13 protein-coding genes are annotated in these 18,361 nt (G+C 36.3%); 12 read left to right on the top strand and 1 reads right to left on the bottom strand.

What is annotated here, in order from left to right; translation table 11 throughout:
- The first annotated feature begins 358 nt into the window (after window positions 1–358).
- Window positions 359–784: a CBS domain-containing protein gene (locus AC52CF_RS13820; protein WP_496517275.1), complete on the top strand. Its 426-nt coding sequence runs from the start codon at window positions 359–361 to the stop codon at window positions 782–784.
- A 114-nt stretch (window positions 785–898) separates the two neighbouring features.
- Here the strand turns inward: AC52CF_RS13820 and AC52CF_RS13815 are convergent, their stop codons facing one another.
- Window positions 899–1,711, bottom strand: a complete 813-nt coding sequence (locus AC52CF_RS13815) for a DUF4197 domain-containing protein (RefSeq protein ID WP_496517274.1) — start codon at window positions 1,709–1,711, stop codon at window positions 899–901.
- Between the two features lie 101 nt (window positions 1,712–1,812).
- Between AC52CF_RS13815 and AC52CF_RS13810 the strand changes: the two genes are divergently transcribed.
- The 11 genes from AC52CF_RS13810 to priA all read left to right on the top strand — a co-directional run bounded on the left by AC52CF_RS13810 (window position 1,813) and on the right by priA (window position 18,347).
- Window positions 1,813–4,083 carry a glycoside hydrolase family 20 protein gene (locus tag AC52CF_RS13810; RefSeq protein WP_496517273.1) on the top strand — a complete coding sequence of 757 codons (2,271 nt, stop codon included), beginning with the start codon at window positions 1,813–1,815 and terminating at the stop codon, window positions 4,081–4,083.
- A 16-nt stretch (window positions 4,084–4,099) separates the two neighbouring features.
- A complete protein-coding gene (locus AC52CF_RS13805; protein WP_029297242.1) occupies window positions 4,100–4,729 on the top strand; it encodes a Crp/Fnr family transcriptional regulator in 630 nt (209 codons plus the stop codon).
- A gap of 461 nt (window positions 4,730–5,190) precedes the next feature.
- On the top strand, window positions 5,191–5,985 hold the full coding sequence (locus AC52CF_RS13800) for a sulfite exporter TauE/SafE family protein (protein ID WP_214589176.1): 795 nt from the start codon (window positions 5,191–5,193) through the stop codon (window positions 5,983–5,985).
- 1,021 nt (window positions 5,986–7,006) lie between these two features.
- On the top strand, window positions 7,007–8,419 hold the full coding sequence (locus AC52CF_RS13795; protein WP_214589177.1) for an MBL fold metallo-hydrolase: 1,413 nt from the start codon (window positions 7,007–7,009) through the stop codon (window positions 8,417–8,419).
- 215 nt (window positions 8,420–8,634) lie between these two features.
- Window positions 8,635–9,198, top strand: a complete 564-nt coding sequence (locus tag AC52CF_RS13790; protein ID WP_214589178.1) for a YeeE/YedE family protein — start codon at window positions 8,635–8,637, stop codon at window positions 9,196–9,198.
- A 9-nt stretch (window positions 9,199–9,207) separates the two neighbouring features.
- A complete protein-coding gene (locus AC52CF_RS13785) occupies window positions 9,208–9,690 on the top strand; it encodes a DUF6691 family protein (protein WP_214589179.1) in 483 nt (160 codons plus the stop codon).
- Between the two features lie 96 nt (window positions 9,691–9,786).
- Window positions 9,787–10,782: an isoaspartyl peptidase/L-asparaginase family protein gene (locus tag AC52CF_RS13780; RefSeq protein ID WP_375180842.1), complete on the top strand. Its 996-nt coding sequence runs from the start codon at window positions 9,787–9,789 to the stop codon at window positions 10,780–10,782.
- Window positions 10,783–10,866: 84 nt separating this feature from the next.
- Window positions 10,867–11,529 carry a copper homeostasis protein CutC gene (locus AC52CF_RS13775; protein ID WP_375180841.1) on the top strand — a complete coding sequence of 221 codons (663 nt, stop codon included), beginning with the start codon at window positions 10,867–10,869 and terminating at the stop codon, window positions 11,527–11,529.
- Window positions 11,530–11,676: 147 nt separating this feature from the next.
- Window positions 11,677–14,160 carry a beta-mannosidase gene (locus tag AC52CF_RS13770; protein WP_496517272.1) on the top strand — a complete coding sequence of 828 codons (2,484 nt, stop codon included), beginning with the start codon at window positions 11,677–11,679 and terminating at the stop codon, window positions 14,158–14,160.
- Window positions 14,161–14,375: 215 nt separating this feature from the next.
- Window positions 14,376–15,290, top strand: a complete 915-nt coding sequence (locus AC52CF_RS13765; RefSeq protein ID WP_214589183.1) for an AEC family transporter — start codon at window positions 14,376–14,378, stop codon at window positions 15,288–15,290.
- A gap of 609 nt (window positions 15,291–15,899) precedes the next feature.
- Window positions 15,900–18,347 (top strand): replication restart helicase PriA, encoded by a 2,448-nt coding sequence (priA, locus tag AC52CF_RS13760; protein ID WP_214589184.1) that lies wholly within the window; start codon window positions 15,900–15,902, stop codon window positions 18,345–18,347.
- The last annotated feature ends 14 nt before the right edge of the window (window positions 18,348–18,361 follow it).

The following is an 18,361-nucleotide window of genomic DNA, read 5'->3' as shown; positions in this document are numbered from 1 at the left end:
CATCAAATTTAGGAGGGTATTCATCTTTTTTTGTGATGATTTTCGCTGATATTTGTCATTTTGATATTTGTCATTTTTGTTAAAAAATATAAATTTTGTTTTTAAATTTACGGTAGATTAAGTCTTTTTATTGTTTTATTTTTAGTTAATAATTGTTTATTTTAAATTTTATATATTTAAAATATGAATTGATTTTTCAATTGTGATTCATAAAATCAATATTCACTTTTTTTATTGAAGAAGCTAACTTTTATCATACTCCCGAATTCTAAAAACAACAGTTTGTTCGCTAACTTTGAGTATACAAAATGGAGTTTAGTAAGTGATTTCTTTAAAAACAATTTAAATTTTGAATATTATGAAACAAAGAATTCCTGTATCTCAGATCATGACGAAAGACTTAATAACTCTTAATGTTTCGAATACACTGTATGATGCCGAAAAATTATTTAAGAATCACAAAATAAGACACATTCCTGTTGTGGAAGATAAAAAACTGCTGGGAGTATTAAGCTATTCCGATTTATTGAAAATCAGCTATGCAGATGTGGAGGAAGAGGATGTTGAAACAGATGGCGTTTCTGCCGTAGTATATGATATTTTCAGCATTTCACAGGTGATGACGAAAAGCCCGATGATTGTAGAACCCAATACAACTATTAAAGAAGTAGTGGAAATTTTATCTGAACAGAGTTTTCATTCTATTCCTGTAGTGGAAAATGGAGAACTGAAAGGAATTGTAACGACCACAGATATTTTAAAATATTTATTGAAACAATATTAAATTACAGATAGTACTTCCGCTTTACTTTAATATCGGGTATTAAGCAGAAAGTCAATAAATTATCATGAATTAATCCCTTCAAAACCGGATATTTTGAAGGGATTAGATTTTAAATTATTTACCGTCCTGCGCTCCGAAAACCTTCTGTAAAATACTTGTGGTTCTCATGGCAGGCGTATTTCGGATTCCGCTTTCTTTTTCTGCCACCATTTTGAAAACTCCGTTGATGGTTTCTGTGGTTACATATTCATTAAGATCCGTGGTTACAGCCTGTCCGGTAAAAGTATTGTATTTGGAAATAATATTGCTCCAGACCTTATCGGCTCCCACTTTTCCCAGTGAAGCTTTCACTTTTGGCTGAAAAGCGGAGAAAAGCTGAGCCTGTGTTTTCGTTTGCAGATAATTGGTCGCTGCATTATTACTTCCCAGCAAAATATTTTTAGCATCCGTAATCGTCATTGAAGTAATTGCTTTTGTAAAGATAGGAGCGGCTTCCACTACAGCATCTTCCGCAGCTCTGTTCAGTAATTTCACTCCTTGGTCTGCAAGACTTCCCAACCCGATAGAGCGTAAAGTCGTGTCGATTTTTCTCAATTTTTCCGGCATTAAGATTTTTACTGCTTCATTTTTCAGGAAACCGTCTGTAACGCCCAGTTTTTTTACGCCTTCATTCACACCCAGACTTAAAGCTTCCTTTAGTCCCGAAGAAATCTGGGTTGAAGTAAGACTTCCGAGATTGATTGGAGATGTGGTCGTGGTTGTTTTTGGCGTGGTTGCCGTTCCGCTGGTTTGAGCCGGAACTTTTGGATTGTTAAGATCAATTCCTGTCTGATCTTTTACCGTTGATTTTATGACATCTAAAATCTGTGCCTGTGATGAAACTGAAAATAAAAGTCCGCCCACCAGTAAAAATGTTTTTCTCATCATTTATTTTTTTGCAAAATTAGATGTTTTCTTATTTAATAAGTTAAATTACGTTTAAAAATTTTCAGAAAATAAGTATATTCGCTTAATCTTAAACTCACAAAATGCAGCGTTTTTTACTGGTACTTTCTGTGCTTTTTTCAAGTCTTTTTTTTACTCAAACCAGATTAAATTTAATTCCCTATCCGCAAAAGGTTGAATTAAAAACAGGGAATTTCGAGGTAAGCGGGAATACACTTTTCGTGGGAGACAAAAAATCGAATGAATACAAATATTTTATGGATAATTTTAAAAAAATCTATCCAAAAAATTCATCTCAAAACATAAAAAAAACAAAGCCAAATTTTATTTCGCTACTGTTAAATAAAGATTTAAAAATTGATAATAAACGAGAGTTTAATTCAAATTATATTATAAATATCAGCAACGAAATGATTATGGTTGTTGGGAAGAACCCTGAAGGTCTTTTTCAAGGCATCCAAACTCTTTTGCAATTAATAAAAACGTCAGAAGACGGAAAAATTCCTGCTCTCGAAATCCAGGATTCCCCAAAATTCCAATGGAGAGGAATGCATTTGGACGTTTCCAGACATTTTTTCACCGTTGAAGAAGTAAAACAGTACATTGATTATCTTGCCATGTACAAACTCAATACTTTTCACTGGCATTTAACCGACGATCAGGGTTGGAGAATTGAGATCAAAAAATATCCGAAATTAACGCAGATCGGTTCAAAACGTAAGGAATCGATGATTGGAGCGTATGTTGACAATACCTTCGACGGAAAACCTTACGGACCGTATTTTTATACACAGGAACAGATTAAAGAAGTGGTAAAATACGCTCAGGAAAGACATGTTACCATAGTTCCCGAAATTGAAATGCCGGGTCACGCTTTAGCTGCATTGTCCGCTTATCCTGATTTAGCCTGTACAAAAGGATCTTTCGAACCGGCAACGAAATGGGGCGTTTTTGATGATGTTTTCTGCCCGAAAGATGAAACATTTAAATTTTTAGAAAACGTTTTAGATGAGGTAATCGCACTTTTTCCTTCACAATACATCCATATCGGAGGCGACGAATGCCCGAAAACAAGATGGAAAGAATGCGCACATTGTCAGGAATTAATCAAAAAAAATAACCTGAAAGATGAACATGGTCTGCAAAGCTATTTTATCCGAAGAATTGAAAAATATGTAAATTCAAAAGGCAGAAAAATTATCGGCTGGGACGAAATTCTGGAAGGTGGACTGGCTCCGAATGCTGTTGTAATGAGCTGGACAGGAATAAAAGGCGGGGTAGAAGCTGCAAAATCCGGTCATTTTGCCGTTATGACGCCCGGTTCTTACTGTTATTTCGATCATTATCAGGGAGATCCCGCAACAGAGCCGAACGCTTTCGGAGGATTTACGCCTTTGGATAAAGTCTATTCTTATAATCCGATTCCCGAAGAACTGAATGCTGAACAGGCAAAATACATTTTAGGAGTTCAGGCAAATTTATGGACGGAATATATTCTGGATTTCAAACAGGTTCAGTATATGATTTTCCCGAGATTACTGGCGCTTTCGGAAGTGGGATGGGGAACTGCTGATCCTAAAAATTACAAGGAATTTGAAGGAAGAGTAATTAATGAATTCAGAAATCTGGATAAAATGGCGGTGAATTATGCGAAAAGCATTTACAATGTTTCAGGGAAAGTAATTTCTTCTGAAAATGGAGTAGCTTACGAACTTTCAACCTCTCAGAATCCTGATGGAATACGATATACAGTGGATGGAGCAGATCCTTCTGCCAATTCTCAAAACTATAAAAATCCTGTTCAGATTTCAAAATCAATGACGGTTAAATCTGCCTATTTCGAAAATGGACAGCTTAAAAGCTCTGTATCTTCCCAAAGTTTCACCATATCCAAAACAACCGGAAAAAAAATTACATTAGAAGAGCAGCCGAGTGAAAATTATTCTTTCGGCGGAGCTTTTACTTTAGTCGACGGAATTACTGGAAACCAAAAGCAATTGGGAAAAACATGGCTCGGTTTTAATGGAAAAGATGTGGTCGCAACCATTGATTTCGGACAGAAAACGCAGTTCTCAGAAGTTTATTTCAATACACTGGATAATAAAGGAAGCTGGATTCATTTTGCAAAATCGGCTCAGATTTTCGTGTCAGACAACGGCTCAGATTTTAAGTTAATCAAAGAAGTCGGAAAAGAAGAAATCCTTTCAGCAAAAGGAGAAATTAAAGTGAATGTAGGAAGCCAGAATTCAAAATACATTAAGGTTAAAATAGAAAATGCAGGCATTATTCCTGCGGGAAATCCGGGCGCGGATTCTAAAGCTTGGCTTTTTGTTGACGAAATTGGCGTAAATTAGCCTTAGAAATTTAATTATGCAAGATTCGGTTCTTTCCTCAGAATTTACTACTTCGCCGGAACTGGTAGAAAAGCTTTACAGATACGGAGTTACAAAAACCTATCAGGAAGGCGATATTATTCTCGATGAAAATTCGTCCATCCGTTCTATTCCGATTGTGATGAAAGGGATGATGAAGGTGATCCGTACCGAAGAAGACGGGAGAGAAATTCTTCTGTACTACATCAAAGCCGGAGAAAGCTGCATCATGTCTTTTCTGGGCGGAATGCACAACGAAAAAAGCATCGTAAAAGCGGAAGTAGAAGAAGATACCGAAATCCTGTTTCTGCCTGTTGACAAGGTTTCATTGTTTATTAAAGAATATCCGGAATGGCTCGATTATATTTTCAGGCTCTATCATAAACGTTTTGAAGAACTCTTGGATATCATCAATGCGATCGCTTTCAAAAAAGTAGATGAAAGACTGCTGAATCTTCTTCACAAAAAATCCGAAATTCTGAATTCCAAAACCATCGTAATCACCCACGAACAGCTTGCTAACGAACTTGGAACAGCCAGAGTCGTCGTTTCCCGACTCCTGAAACAGCTTGAAGACTCCGGAAAGCTGCAGCTCGGACGAAATAAAATTACAATTTTGGAAGATTAGCGAGTCTCTTTGCGATCTTATCTAATTGAATAGTTTATGCTGAGCTTGTCGAAGTAGCTTCGCAAACTTAAAAAAGGATAGTAGTAAAAAAAATCTTAGCGAACTTCGCAATCAAAAAAATATTAAGATGTTTTAATCCGTCGAAACTAAATATTTCATCACGATAAAAGTAATCTTAAATGTTTACAAAGATTCTATATTACTTTCCTAAATCTCTCTTAGCAATCTTATCTAAGTAAATAGTTTATGCTGAGCTTGTCGAAGTAGCTTTGCGAACTTAAAAAGGATAGTATTAAAAAAAATCTTAGCGAACTTCGCGATCAAAAAAAATATTAATATCCTTTCAACATAACAACTAAAGTAAAAATTTTCGCAAACTTAGCATTAAAAAGCCGTTCTGTAACAAAAGTAGCGGTACACCTTTCCAAATATCTTCAATTTTGCATCATAAAGTTGAAAACATGGAAATTTTTGGATATCTCGCTTCTGTTTTAATAGGAATTTCGTTAGGGTTAATCGGTGGCGGCGGAAGCATTCTTACCGTTCCCGTTTTGGTTTACCTTTTCGGATTAGACGCTTTTCTGGCAACAGAATATTCCCTTTTTATTGTCGGGATCAGCAGTGTGGTCGGTTCAGTTTCCTATTTTAAAAAAGGCTTGGTGAATTTTAAAACAGCACTTGTTTTCGGCATTCCGTCCATTATTTCCATTTTTCTGACGCGAAATTATATTGTACCCTTAATTCCCGATGAAGTTTTTACAGTCAGCAACTTTGTGGTAACCAAAGATATTCTGTTGCTTTTAATTTTTGCAGGATTAATGATTTTGGCTTCCTACAAAATGATTCAGAAAACTACAGATTGTGTTACCAAGACATCAGATTTACAGAAAAACAATACCCTTTTAGCAGCAGGAGAAGGATCTGTTGTTGGGGTTCTGACAGGTTTGGTAGGTGCAGGAGGCGGATTTATGATCATTCCCGCACTCGTTAATCTGCTTAAAACTCCAATGAAAGTAGCCATCGGAACTTCACTGGTAATCATTTCGCTCAATTCGCTTATCGGATTTTTCTCATCAATGGATGCTGTGAAAATCGATTGGAAATTATTAGCCACCATTTCATCAATTGCAATTGTCGGCATCATCATCGGTTCGCAGTTGTCCAAAAAAATCGACGGGAAAAAACTCAAACCTGCATTCGGATGGTTCATTCTTGTGATGGGAATGTACATCATCATTAAAGAACTTTTTTTATAGTTTTTTTATTAGGGCATCTGTTTCCGCCAGTAGTTTATCCTGAGTTTATCGAAGGGCTCCCAATCTTTTTGTTTTGTAAAAAACAAAAAGAGCTCCACTCAGGTCGGACTGCGAAAGATTCGGGAGAAAAAAACATCAAAGTTTTAAATCTATAGAGCAAAATACCATGAAATCCAATCTCTTATAAACGTTAGCATCATTATGATATTCAAAAAAGTATAATAGTTAAAAAATCTTTGGGGACAAAGTATTTTAACGTGAGTTTGATGTAAAATAGTGCAAAAGTATCAATAGGAATGGGCTTTAGCCCATTTTAATAATCAAGAAAACAATAGGCTTTAGCCAAAACTTGTACTCAATTTCGATTAAAGCTAATTTTAATTAAAACAACATGAAATCCAATCTCTTATAAGCGTTAGCATCATGGTGATATTCAAAAAAGCATAGTAGTTAAAAAATCTTTGGGTACATAGTATTTTACGTGAGTTTGATATAAAAACAGTGCAAAACTATCAATAGGGATGGGCTTCAGCCCATTTTGATAATCAAGAAAACAATAAGCTTTAGCCAAAACTTGTACTAAATTTCTATTAAAGTTAATTTTAATGCATTGAAATTCAATTTTTTATAAGCGTTAGTGGCTTTGTGACACTCAAAAAAGCATAGTAGTTAAAAAATCTTTGGGGATATAGTGTCTTAACGTGAGTTTGATCTAAAAACAGTACAAAAGTATCAATAGGAATGGGCTTCAGCCCATTTTAATAATCAAGAAAACAATAGGCTTTAGCCAAAACTTATAATAAATTTCGTGTAAAGCTAATTTTAATTAAAATACCATGAAATCCAATCTCTTATAAGCTTTAGCGGCTTTGTGAAGCTAAAAAAATATGTATTTAAAAAAAACTCTGTGGTCTTTGTGTTCAAAAAATAAAACCCTTCTGTAACAAAAGTAGCGGTACAGAAAATCCCAAACTCGGAAATTTGTATCAGAAAAAATAAGTAAAATTTAAAATCATAAAAAATGAAAATAGAACAGATTTATACAGGATGTCTTGCACAGGGAGCTTATTATATTGTTTCCAACGGTGAAGCGGTAATTATAGACCCGCTAAGAGAAACCCAGCCTTATATTGAGCGTCTTAAAAAAGATAACGTTACGCTGAAATACATTTTTGAAACCCACTTTCACGCGGATTTTGTAAGCGGACATTTAGATTTAAGTAAAAAAACGAATGCACCGATTGTGTACGGTCCCACAGCAAAACCTGAATTTGAAGCCATTATTGCAGAAGATAATCAGACCTTTCAGGTAGGAAGTATCACCATAAAAGTTCTTCATACACCCGGTCATACCATGGAAAGCTCATCTTTTCTTCTGATGGACGAAAACGGAAAAGAAACAGCTCTTTTTAGCGGAGATACCTTGTTTTTAGGCGATGTAGGCCGTCCAGATCTGGCGCAGAAAGCAGCAAACATGACGCAGGAAGAATTGGCTGGTTTGCTTTATGAAAGTCTTTACAGCAAAATTTTACCTTTGAATGACGATATTACCGTTTATCCGGCACACGGAGCAGGTTCTGCGTGCGGAAAAAATATGCAGAAAGAAACGGTAGATTCTCTGGGAAATCAGAAGAAAACCAATTACGCCTTGAATCAGAGAGATAAACAAAGTTTCATCAAAGAGGTTACAGACGGACTTCTTCCGCCTCCGGCTTATTTTGGAATGAATGTGGCGATGAATAAAAAAGGCTACGACAGTTTCGATGAAGTCTTGTCTAAAGGTTTACAGGCTCTTTCTCCGGATGAATTTGAAGAAATGGCAGAACATTCAGGTGCTTTGATTTTGGATGTACGGAATAACGAAGACTTCGCAAAAGGATTTGTTCCGCAATCCATTAATATCGGACTGAATGGCGATTTTGCACCTTGGGTCGGAGCTTTGATTGTAGATGTAAAACAGCCGATTCTGCTTATTACCAACGAAAATGAAGAGGAAGAAACCGTGACCCGATTAAGCCGTGTAGGATTTGACAATGTTCTCGGATTTTTAAAAGGCAGTTTCAACGCATGGAAAGACAGCGGTAAAGAAACAGATTCTGTCAACAGAATTTCAGCGCAGCAATTTGAACAGGAAATTAAAGAAAAAGATGCGAAAATTATTGATGTCCGAAAAGAAAGTGAATACAATGCAGAACATATAGATGAAGCATTCAACAAACCTTTGGCATACATCAACGAATGGATCAGTTCAATCGATCCGGCAGAACATTTCTATCTTCACTGTGCAGGAGGTTACAGAAGTATGATGGCTGCAAGTATTCTTCAGGCAAGAGGCTACCGCAATTTTAGTGAAATTGAAGGCGGGTTCAGCGCAATTTCTCAAACAGACATTCCGGTAAGTGATTTTGTTTGCCAGAGTAAAATTTTAAAATAGATTTAACAAAGAAAGAGACAAAAGATCTTTGGAGATCCAAAATCAGGCAGAATAAAAATCAACAGAGTTATTTTGAAAAGAAAACTTAGCGTTCCTGGCGTTTAGATCCAAAAATAGGTCAATTTCTGCTGAAGTCGATTTTATTTGCAATCTTTACATCAAACTCACGTTAAAATCATTAATCAGAATAAAAACAGTTTTAATACAAATACTTAATGTTAGAAATCATAAAAGAACCTTGGCCGTGGTACGTTGCAGGACCGTTAATCGGGCTTACTGTTCCTGCTTTGCTGATTTTGGGAAATAAATCTTTCGGGATCAGCTCATCACTCAGACATATTTGTGCAGCCTGTATTCCTGCGAATATCGGCTTCTTTAAATACGACTGGAAAAAAGAACTATGGAATTTATTCTTCGTGTTCGGAATTTTTTTAGGCGGAATGATTGCCGCCCAATTTTTAATGAATTCACAAGAAATTACCGTTAACCAGAATCTAAAAGCAGAATTAACAACCTACGGAATTACAGATTACAGCAATCTCGTTCCGACCCAACTCATGAATTTTACCAGTCTTTTTACTATAAGAGGATTTATTATGATGGTTGTCGGCGGCTTTTTGGTAGGTTTCGGAACGCGTTATGCGGGAGGATGTACCAGCGGACACGCCATCATGGGACTTTCCAACCTTCAGGGCGCTTCCTTAATTGCAACAATCTGCTTTATGGTAGGTGGTTTTTTAATGGCAAACATCATTCTGCCCATTATTCTTTCACTTTAAAATTTAAAAATGAAACAGGAAAAAGAGATAAGACATCAGGACAGTATTTGTACCAACGAAAGTCAACTTAGGCACAAATGGTACCACAATTTAAAATATATGATCGTTGGAATATTATTCGGGATCATCTTTGTAAAAGCAGAAATTATAAGCTGGTTCAGAATTCAGGAAATGTTCCGGTTACAGTCTTTTCACATGTACGGCGTTATCGGAAGTGCCGTTTTAACGGGAATGATTGCCGTATTGATCATTAAAAAATTTAATATCAAAACTATTTATGGCGAAAAAATTTCCATTGCTCCAAAGAAATTTAATAAAGGGCAAATTTATGGCGGACTGATCTTCGGATTTGGCTGGGCAATTACAGGAGCCTGCCCAGGACCGCTTTTCGCACAGATCGGAACCGGAGCTTTTGCGGTAGCTATCACTTTGCTGAGTGCTATTTTCGGGACTTGGATGTATGGATATTTCAGGGAAAAATTACCTCATTAATTTCAATAAAATCATTTGAGCGGTAGAAAATCTACCGCTTTTTTTATTTCATCTTCATGCGAAAAATCCTTAATTTGGAGCCAAATAAATCTGAGTATGCAAAGTAGAAGAAAGTTTCTGAAAAAATCTGCCGTCGCTTCACTGGCTTTAGCGGTAAATCCGTTGGATCTGTTAGCTAAAAATCAGCCTGAAAATAACAAGACAATCATTAATAAACCGATCGTTCTTTCCACATGGAATTTCGGTTTAAAAGCCAATGAAGAAGCCTGGACGATTCTCGGAAAAGGAGGAAGAGCTTTGGATGCAGTGGAAAAAGGAGTCCGCCTTGTGGAAAATGATCCGGCAGAGAGAAGTGTAGGTTACGGCGGTCGTCCCGACAGAGACGGAAGAGTGACTTTAGATGCCTGTATTATGGACGAAAATTACAACATCGGGTCTGTTGCCTGTCTGGAAAATATTAAAAATCCGATTTCTGTAGCAAGAGCTGTGATGGAAAAAACACCTCACGTAATGCTGGTTGGAGATGGAGCTTTGCAGTTTGCCATTTCGCAGGGATTTAAAAAAGAAAATATTCTCACTCCCGAATCCGAAAAAGAATGGAAAGAATGGCTGAAAGACAGCAAATATCAGCCGATCGTCAATATCGAAAATCACGATACAATCGGAATGATCGCTCTGGATACAAACGGAAATCTTTCCGGAGCCTGTACAACAAGCGGAATGGCTTTCAAAATGCACGGAAGAGTAGGAGATTCACCGATTATAGGGGCGGGTTTGTTTGTTGATAATGAGGTAGGTGCAGCAACAGCAACCGGTCATGGTGAAGAAGTGATCCGAACCGTAGGAACGCATTTGGTGGTAGAATTAATGAGACATGGAAGAACGCCGCAACAGGCTTGTAAAGAAGCTGTTGAAAGAATTGTAAAAATTACACAGCGTAGAAATAAAAATCTGAAGGATATTCAGGTGGGTTTTATTGCCCTTAATAAAAAAGGGGAATATGGCTCCTACTGCATTCAGGATGGGTTTAATTTCGCAGTGTACGATCAAAAAGGAAACCGTCTGGAAAAACCAGATTTTGCATTAAAATAGATGTAATCATCAATAGGAACGGGCTTTAGCCCATTTTTCAAAATAAAAAATCCATTGGCTTTAGCCAAAACTTAAATTAAAAAGATGTCAAAAATAGAAATAGCATGCTTCAATCCGGAATCTGCATTAATCGCTGTTGAAAACGGTGCAGACCGAATAGAATTGTGCGACGGATTAAGCGAAGGAGGAACCACACCTGATTTTGAAACCATAAAACAACTTAGAGAAAAAATCAATATTCCAATCTTTGTGATGGTTCGTCCTCGTGGCGGAGATTTCACGTACAGTGATGATGAATTTGAACAGATGAAATCAGATCTGGTTCAGTTAAAATCTCTAAAAGTTGACGGTTTCGTATTCGGAATTCTGGATGAAAATGATGAGGTGAATAGTGAGCAGAATAAAATTTTGGTGGAACTGGCAAAACCTTATCCATGTACATTTCACCGTGCCTTTGACCGTGCAAAAGATTTAGAAAACTCTTTGGAAAAAGTTATTGAATGCGGCTTTACAACCATTCTTACTTCAGGACAGAAGCCCAATGTTTCGGAGGGCAAGGAAAATCTTAAAAAATTAGTAGCGTTATCCAATGGCAGAATAGAAATTCTTGTCGGTGGCGGACTTCGGTCATCCAATATCGAAGAAATCAGGGGATTTACCAAAGCCGGATATTTTCATTCTTCTGCGATTACGGACGGTGGAGCTTTTGCGAATTCTGAAGAGATTGTTGCTTTGAAGAATAAATAATAATATGAAATTTTAACTAAAAAATATACGCCAAGTTTGTCATTCTGAATGAAACGAAGTGAAGTGAAGAATCTAAATATAAATGCTGAGATTCTTCCTTCGTCAGAATGACAAAACGTTTGAATTTTACTAATAATCAATCTCTTAATGAAAAAATCCATACTTTTTACTTTCCTTTTCATACAAATCTTTACCAATGCACAAACTTCAGAGCGCAATTTATCCTCTGAAAAATGGAAATTCAAAAATGCCAAAGAGAATAATTGGTTGACTGCTTCTGTTCCGGGAACTGTTCATCTGGATTTGATGAATAACAAAATTATACCCGATCCGTATAAGGATGAAAACGAAAAAAAAGTACAATGGATAGAAAATGAAGACTGGGATTATCAGACGTCATTTAACATTTCTTCAAAGGATTTAGAAAATCAAAATATTGAATTGATTTTTAATGGATTGGATACGTTTTCTGAAATTTATTTAAATGGAAAATTGATTGAATCGACAGATAATATGTTCAGAAAATGGACAATTCCGGTTAAACAAAGTTTAAAAAAAGGTGAGAATGTTTTACAGGTAAAATTCAGGTCTGCGGTAAATGTCGGAAAAGAATTAGCCCAAAAAGTTCCTTTCATCATGCCGGAATCTCCGAGAAGTTTTGTGAGAAAAGCGCAATATCAGTTCGGTTGGGATTGGGGACCGAGATTAGTAACGGCAGGAATCTGGAAAGACGTTAAGTTGAATTTCTGGAATGCTGCAAGACTTGATCATGTAAAAATCGAACAAAAAAATTTAACAAAGCAAAAAGCGGATTTAAACATTCAGGCTGAAATTTTTACTGAAAAAGAAGGAAAATACACTTTTTCAATTAACGGAAAATCTCAAAATATTTCTTTAAAATCCGGATTGAATTTAATTTCAATTCCTTATCAGATTCAAAATCCGAAATTATGGCAGCCTAACGGTTGGGGAAATCCGAACTTATACGATATCAAAGTTTCTTTGCAAAAAGATTCAAAAATGATTGCTGAAAAATCTGAAAAAATCGGACTGAGAACAGTTGAATTAATTCAGGAAAAAGATGAAAAAGGAAAATCATTTTACTTCAAAGTGAACGGAAAACCAATGTATACCAAAGGAACCAATTGGATTCCGGGCGATAGTTTTTCTCCGAGAATGACCAAAGAAAAATATCAGCAGTTGATTAAAGCCTGTAAGGATGCGAATATGAATATGATCCGCGTTTGGGGAGGCGGAATTTATGAAGATGACGAATTCTACAAAGCCTGCGACGAAAATGGAATTTTGGTGTGGCAGGATTTTATGTTTGCAGGAAGTTTTTATCCGTCCGATGAAAACTTTCAGAAAAATGTAGAATTGGAAGTGAAAGACCAGATCGAAAGGATTCAGAATCATCCTTCTTTGGCTTTGTGGTGCGGAAATAACGAAATCGATGAAGCGATTGTCAATTGGGGGTATCAGAAACAATTCAAATATTCAAAAGAAGATTCGCTGCAGGTTTGGAAAGATTACAAGAAAATTTTTCATGAAGTAATTCCCAATGCCATTCAAAAATATGCGTCTTCGGATAAGCAAATCTATTGGGAAAGCTCACCGTCCATCGGATGGGGGCATAAAGAAAGCCTTACGGAAGGCGATTCCCATTATTGGGGCGTTTGGTGGGGAGAACAGACGTTTGAAATATACAATGAAAAAGTTCCGCGTTTTGCTTCGGAATATGGTTTTCAGGGAATGCCGACATTGGAAACTACAAAATCTATGTTTTCGGGAAATCCTGATTTAAGCTTACAAAATGGAACCATAAAAGCTCATGAAAAACATTCCAGAGGCTGGGAAATTATTGAAAATTACATGAAGCGTGATTATAAAGTTCCGACAGATTTTGTGAAGTATAATTATGTTTCGCAGTTGCTTCAGGCTCGTGGAATGCAGATTGCCATTGAAGCACACCGCAGAGCAAAACCTTATAATATGGGAACTTTATACTGGCAACTGAACGATTGTTGGCCTGTTGTTTCGTGGTCTTCCATAGATTATTCAGGAAACTGGAAAGCATTGCATTATCAGGTGAAAAGGAGCTTTGAAAATCAGGTGATTTTAATGGCAGAAAAAGAAGGAATACTTACTTTTTATGCCATTAATGATCAGACACGAAAATTTGATGATGTTTTTGTGGAAATAGAGATCGTTAATTTTCAAGGGAAAGTTTTAGACGAAATAACAACAGTTCCCAATGGAAAAACACTGGAAGAAATTGTACCATTCGATCCGATCGAAATTCAAAATCTGGTTTCTGATTCCAATAGAAATGAAACGTTTTTAAAATTGACTTTAAAAGATACCAACGGAAAGATAATTGCCGAAAGCAACTATTTCTTCGCAAAGCCCAAAGATTTAAAATTAACAAAACCTGCACTTAAAATCAGGAAAATATCTGCCACTGAAATTGAAATTTCTACAGATGTTTTGGCAAAAGACGTTTATCTGATGGGAGATACCCATTTCAGCGATAATTTTTTCGATCTTCTTCCAAAAACAGCCAAAAGAATTATCCTTTCAAAACCATTGGAGAAAATAGAGGTAATGAGCTTGTTTGATACAATGAATTAAATTTATATATAGTTACCATTCTAAACATATACTGAAAGTTTACGAACAAAGTTAAGAAGCGGAATGAAGAATTTATAATATTTTCGTAGAGATTCTTCCTTCGTCAGAATGACAAAAATAAAGTTTTTTGATAATGGAAAATAAGCGATTAAAAAATCTTCAGATATCTCCATTAAAAAGAAATCAACCGTAAATTTGCACAATAATTCAAAACTATGGTAAATTTTGTTCTGATTGCAGTGTGCATTATCGCGGGAATGGTTTTCAAAGCAACAAAATCCATCCATCCCGATGCACATAAAGGAATCAACACCTGGATTCTCTATCTTGCGCTTCCGGCGGTTTCATTCAAATATTTACCGAAAGTTCACTGGTCGGCAGAAATGCTGTTTCCTGTGGTGGCGACTTTTCTTACAGCGGTTTTCTGCTTTTTCTTTATGATGTTTTACAGCAAAAGTAAAGGTTATTCACGGCGTTCCCGAAGCACTCTGGAACTTGTAAGCGGCTACAGCAATACTTCGTTTATCGGTTTTCCGCTTATTTCGGCTTTTTACGGAGAAAGCTTACTGAGCATTGCCATTATCTGTGATCAGACCATGTTTTTTGCACTTTCAACATTAGGAATTATTGCGGCTTTAAAAGGCGGAAGCAAATCCGGAAAGATCAGCGCGGCATTTATTCTGAAAAGACTCATTACATTTCCACCTTTAATTGGCTGTATTGCTGCATTAGTTTTGTCTCAATTCGTCGATTTCACTTCCGCAGAACCTTTTTTCGATAAATTAGCAGCCACAGTTAGTCCTTTAGCTTTATTTTCAGTCGGATTACAACTGAAATTCAATGGCTGGAAAAAACTGATTCCCCAAATGTCCGTTTCCATGTTTTACAAACTTATTCTGGCTCCGGCAATAACGCTCGGATTAGCACTTTTACTCGGAATAAAAGGAAATATTGCCAGAATTACCATCTTCGAATCAGCAATGCCTACAGTCGTTACCTCAAGCATTATTGCGGAGCAGTACCGATTAAATACAAAACTTACCAATTTAACGATCGGCTTCAGTATTATTGCGGCGTTTTTCACTTCTGCAGTCTGGTTTTACATTATCGATTACTTCTTTAGTGGATAATGGCAACTATTGTTTTTAATGTAAAAACTATACAAAAAGATAAGTAACAATTTAGCCAAAACGTATGCTGAATTTCGGTTAAAATCAATTTTGATTAGAAATCTTTACATTGAACTAAAGCTTAACTTTCTCAAACTCTTAAACTCTTAAACTCTCAAACCCTTCAACATTTTTTTGGAGCTTTTTCCGGCTTTTCACTGTATCTTTTGGGTTACGGGCTCCGCCTTGCTCCGCCCGCAACCCAAAAGGATGCCGTTGCAATCCGGGCTAAAAAAACTCATGGCAACGAGCAACACGACGAGACAATCTCCAATTGAACAGATAGATTTTAAAAATTTTGTATGTTTCAGAGTCTTTCAAAACGAAAAAATTCCTTTTGATAATAAGCTTTAAGTATTTCATCTCATTCGCTAAGTGAAACGCCTTAGCGAACGAAAAAATATACATAATCATTTAAAGAAAATCTTAACGGTCATTGCGTTTAAAAAAGCATATCAATCAAAGATTTTTCCTGAATGATCTACTTAAAAAGTATCCCATAAAAACACACCACCAAAAAAATTGCAGTTCACAAAAGAAAAAATTAATTTTACACTTTAAATTTTTCCCTTGAATTACGCCCAGATTGTTTTACCGTTAAACCTAAAAGGATCTTTCACCTATAAAGTTCCTGAAGAGCTGCAAACCGGAATTCTGACAGGAATGAGGGTTTTGGTTCCTTTTGGCGGCAAAAAAATCTATACGGGAATTGTTTTTGAACTTCACAACAATGCGCCGGAAACATTTGTAGCAAAAGAAGTTATCAGTCTTCTCGACGATCAGCCGATTGTTCCGCAGGAGCAGATTAAATTCTGGAACTGGCTTTCCGACTATTACTTGTGCGGTTTGGGAGAAATTTACCGTTTTGCATTTCCTTCGTCCCTCAAACTCGAAAGTGAAACATATTTAAAGCTAAAACCCAATGTAAAAGTTGATTTTGAGAACCTCGATGTCAACGAAATGTATCTTATTCAGGCTTTGGAAGTACGGCAGTTGATTAATCTAACTGACATCGAAGCTTTTATTCCTAAAAAAGATATCATTAAAACCGTCAATTCGTTAATCGATTTGCAGTACATTGAAATCGACGAGAAAATTGCCGAAAAATACAGAGCGAAAGAAGTTGCCTACGTAAAAATCAATGATGAGGTTTTACAGCGTCAAAATCTTACAGAAATACTTTTATCCTTAAAAAGAGCGCAAAAGCAGAAAGATCTTTTCCTCCATATTTTAGAAAAGCAGACCGAAAATCCTGATTTGCCCATCAAAAAATCAGAACTTTTTGAAGACGGATATTTCGGAAGCTCGCATTTTAAGGCTTTGGCAGATAAAAATCTGGTCGAAGAATATTATATGCAGAAAGACCGCATCGAAAGCTATGAAGGTGAAATAGAACAGATCGAAGAACTTTCGGAAGCCCAGAAAGAAGCGAAAAATGAAGTGGATGAAGCCTTTGAAGAAGGGAAAAATGTCCTGCTTCACGGAGTAACTTCTTCCGGAAAAACCCATATTTATTTAGAAAAGATTGAAGAATGCATCAGCGAAGGAAAAAATGTACTGTTTTTACTTCCCGAAATTTCTTTAACCAAACAGATCACCCAAAGACTGGAAAAAAAATACGGTCGACAATTGGGATTTTACCATCAGAAACTTACAGATTTTGAACGGGTTGAAGTCTGGAGAAGAATCAGGCAGAATGATATTAAAGTTTTAATAGGAACACGAAATTCTTTGTTTTTACCTTTTCAGAATGTCGGGTTGGTTATTGTGGATGAAGAACATGATTCTGCGTATCGTCCGAGAGAAGTTTCTCCTTATTTCAATGCAAAAGATGCGGCACTGGTTTTTGGAAATTTTTATGGAGCAAAAGTCATTTTAGGCTCTGCAACACCTTCCGTAGAAAGCTATTACAACGCCAGAAAAGATAAAATGAAATATGTTTTTCTGGAAGAACGCTTTGGAAATGTCAATCTTCCTGAATATGAACTGATTAATTTCAAAGAAGCTCAGGAATCCAAAAAAGTATCCGGAAATTTTTCTTTACAGCTTATTGACGAGATTAAAAATGTTATCGAAGAAAAAAATCAGGCAATCGTTCTTCATAACCGCCGTGGTTACGCCAATGTTGTGGAATGCGAAACCTGCGGTTACGTAAACTATTGTTCCAATTGCGATGTGGTGATGACGTATCATAAAGCTGCCAATGAAATGAAATGTCATTACTGCGGACAGAGAGCCTCAAAACCCAAAGTTTGCCCAAAATGTCATTCCGAAAACCTGAATGAAAGAGGAGTAGGAGTAGAGCAGATCCATGAAGAAGTTTCTAAATTATTTCCCGATCAGGAAGTGGACAGAATGGATGTAGATTCCATGAGAAAGAAATTTGCCTATGAAAAACTGTACGAAAAAATTGAAGACCGAGAGACAGACATTGTTGTCGGGACACAGATGATCTCAAAAGGCCTGGATTTTGATCACATCGAGTTGGTTGCGATTCCGAAAGCGGATTCCTTATTATATGTTCAGGATTTCAGAGCAGAAGAAAGAGCTTATCAACTCATTACTCAGGTTTCCGGAAGAGCGGGAAGAGTTTCCGGAAAAGGAAAAGTTTTAATACAGACTTTTAATCCGGATCATTCTGTTTTTCAGTTAATTAAAATGAATAGTCCGGCGAAAATCTACAAATATATTTTAACGGAACGCCAGAAATTCCATTATCCGCCTTTTACAAAGCTTATTATGATTGAGCTGAAACACAGGAGAGAGGATAAAGCCAATCGTGCTTCCCAGTTTTTAGGATCAATCCTTAGAAAATATCTTCCCGAAGATTGTGTTCTGGGTCCGGAAAAAGCTCAGATTGCGCGACTTAACAATCTCTATCAGTTCCAGATCATGCTGAAACTTCCCAAAGGGAAAAAGTATGAAGAGTATAAAAAAAGGGTTTTAGCAAGTCTGAAAGAATTCGATGAAATTACTGCGTATCACAGCATCAGAAAAGACGTTTTTGTAGATTTTTAACAATTTTTAACAAA

This window comes from Chryseobacterium sp. 2P (genome assembly GCF_059579425.1).
The sequence above is the reverse complement of the archived record's forward strand: the minus strand, read 5'-3'. Positions and strand labels throughout refer to the sequence as shown.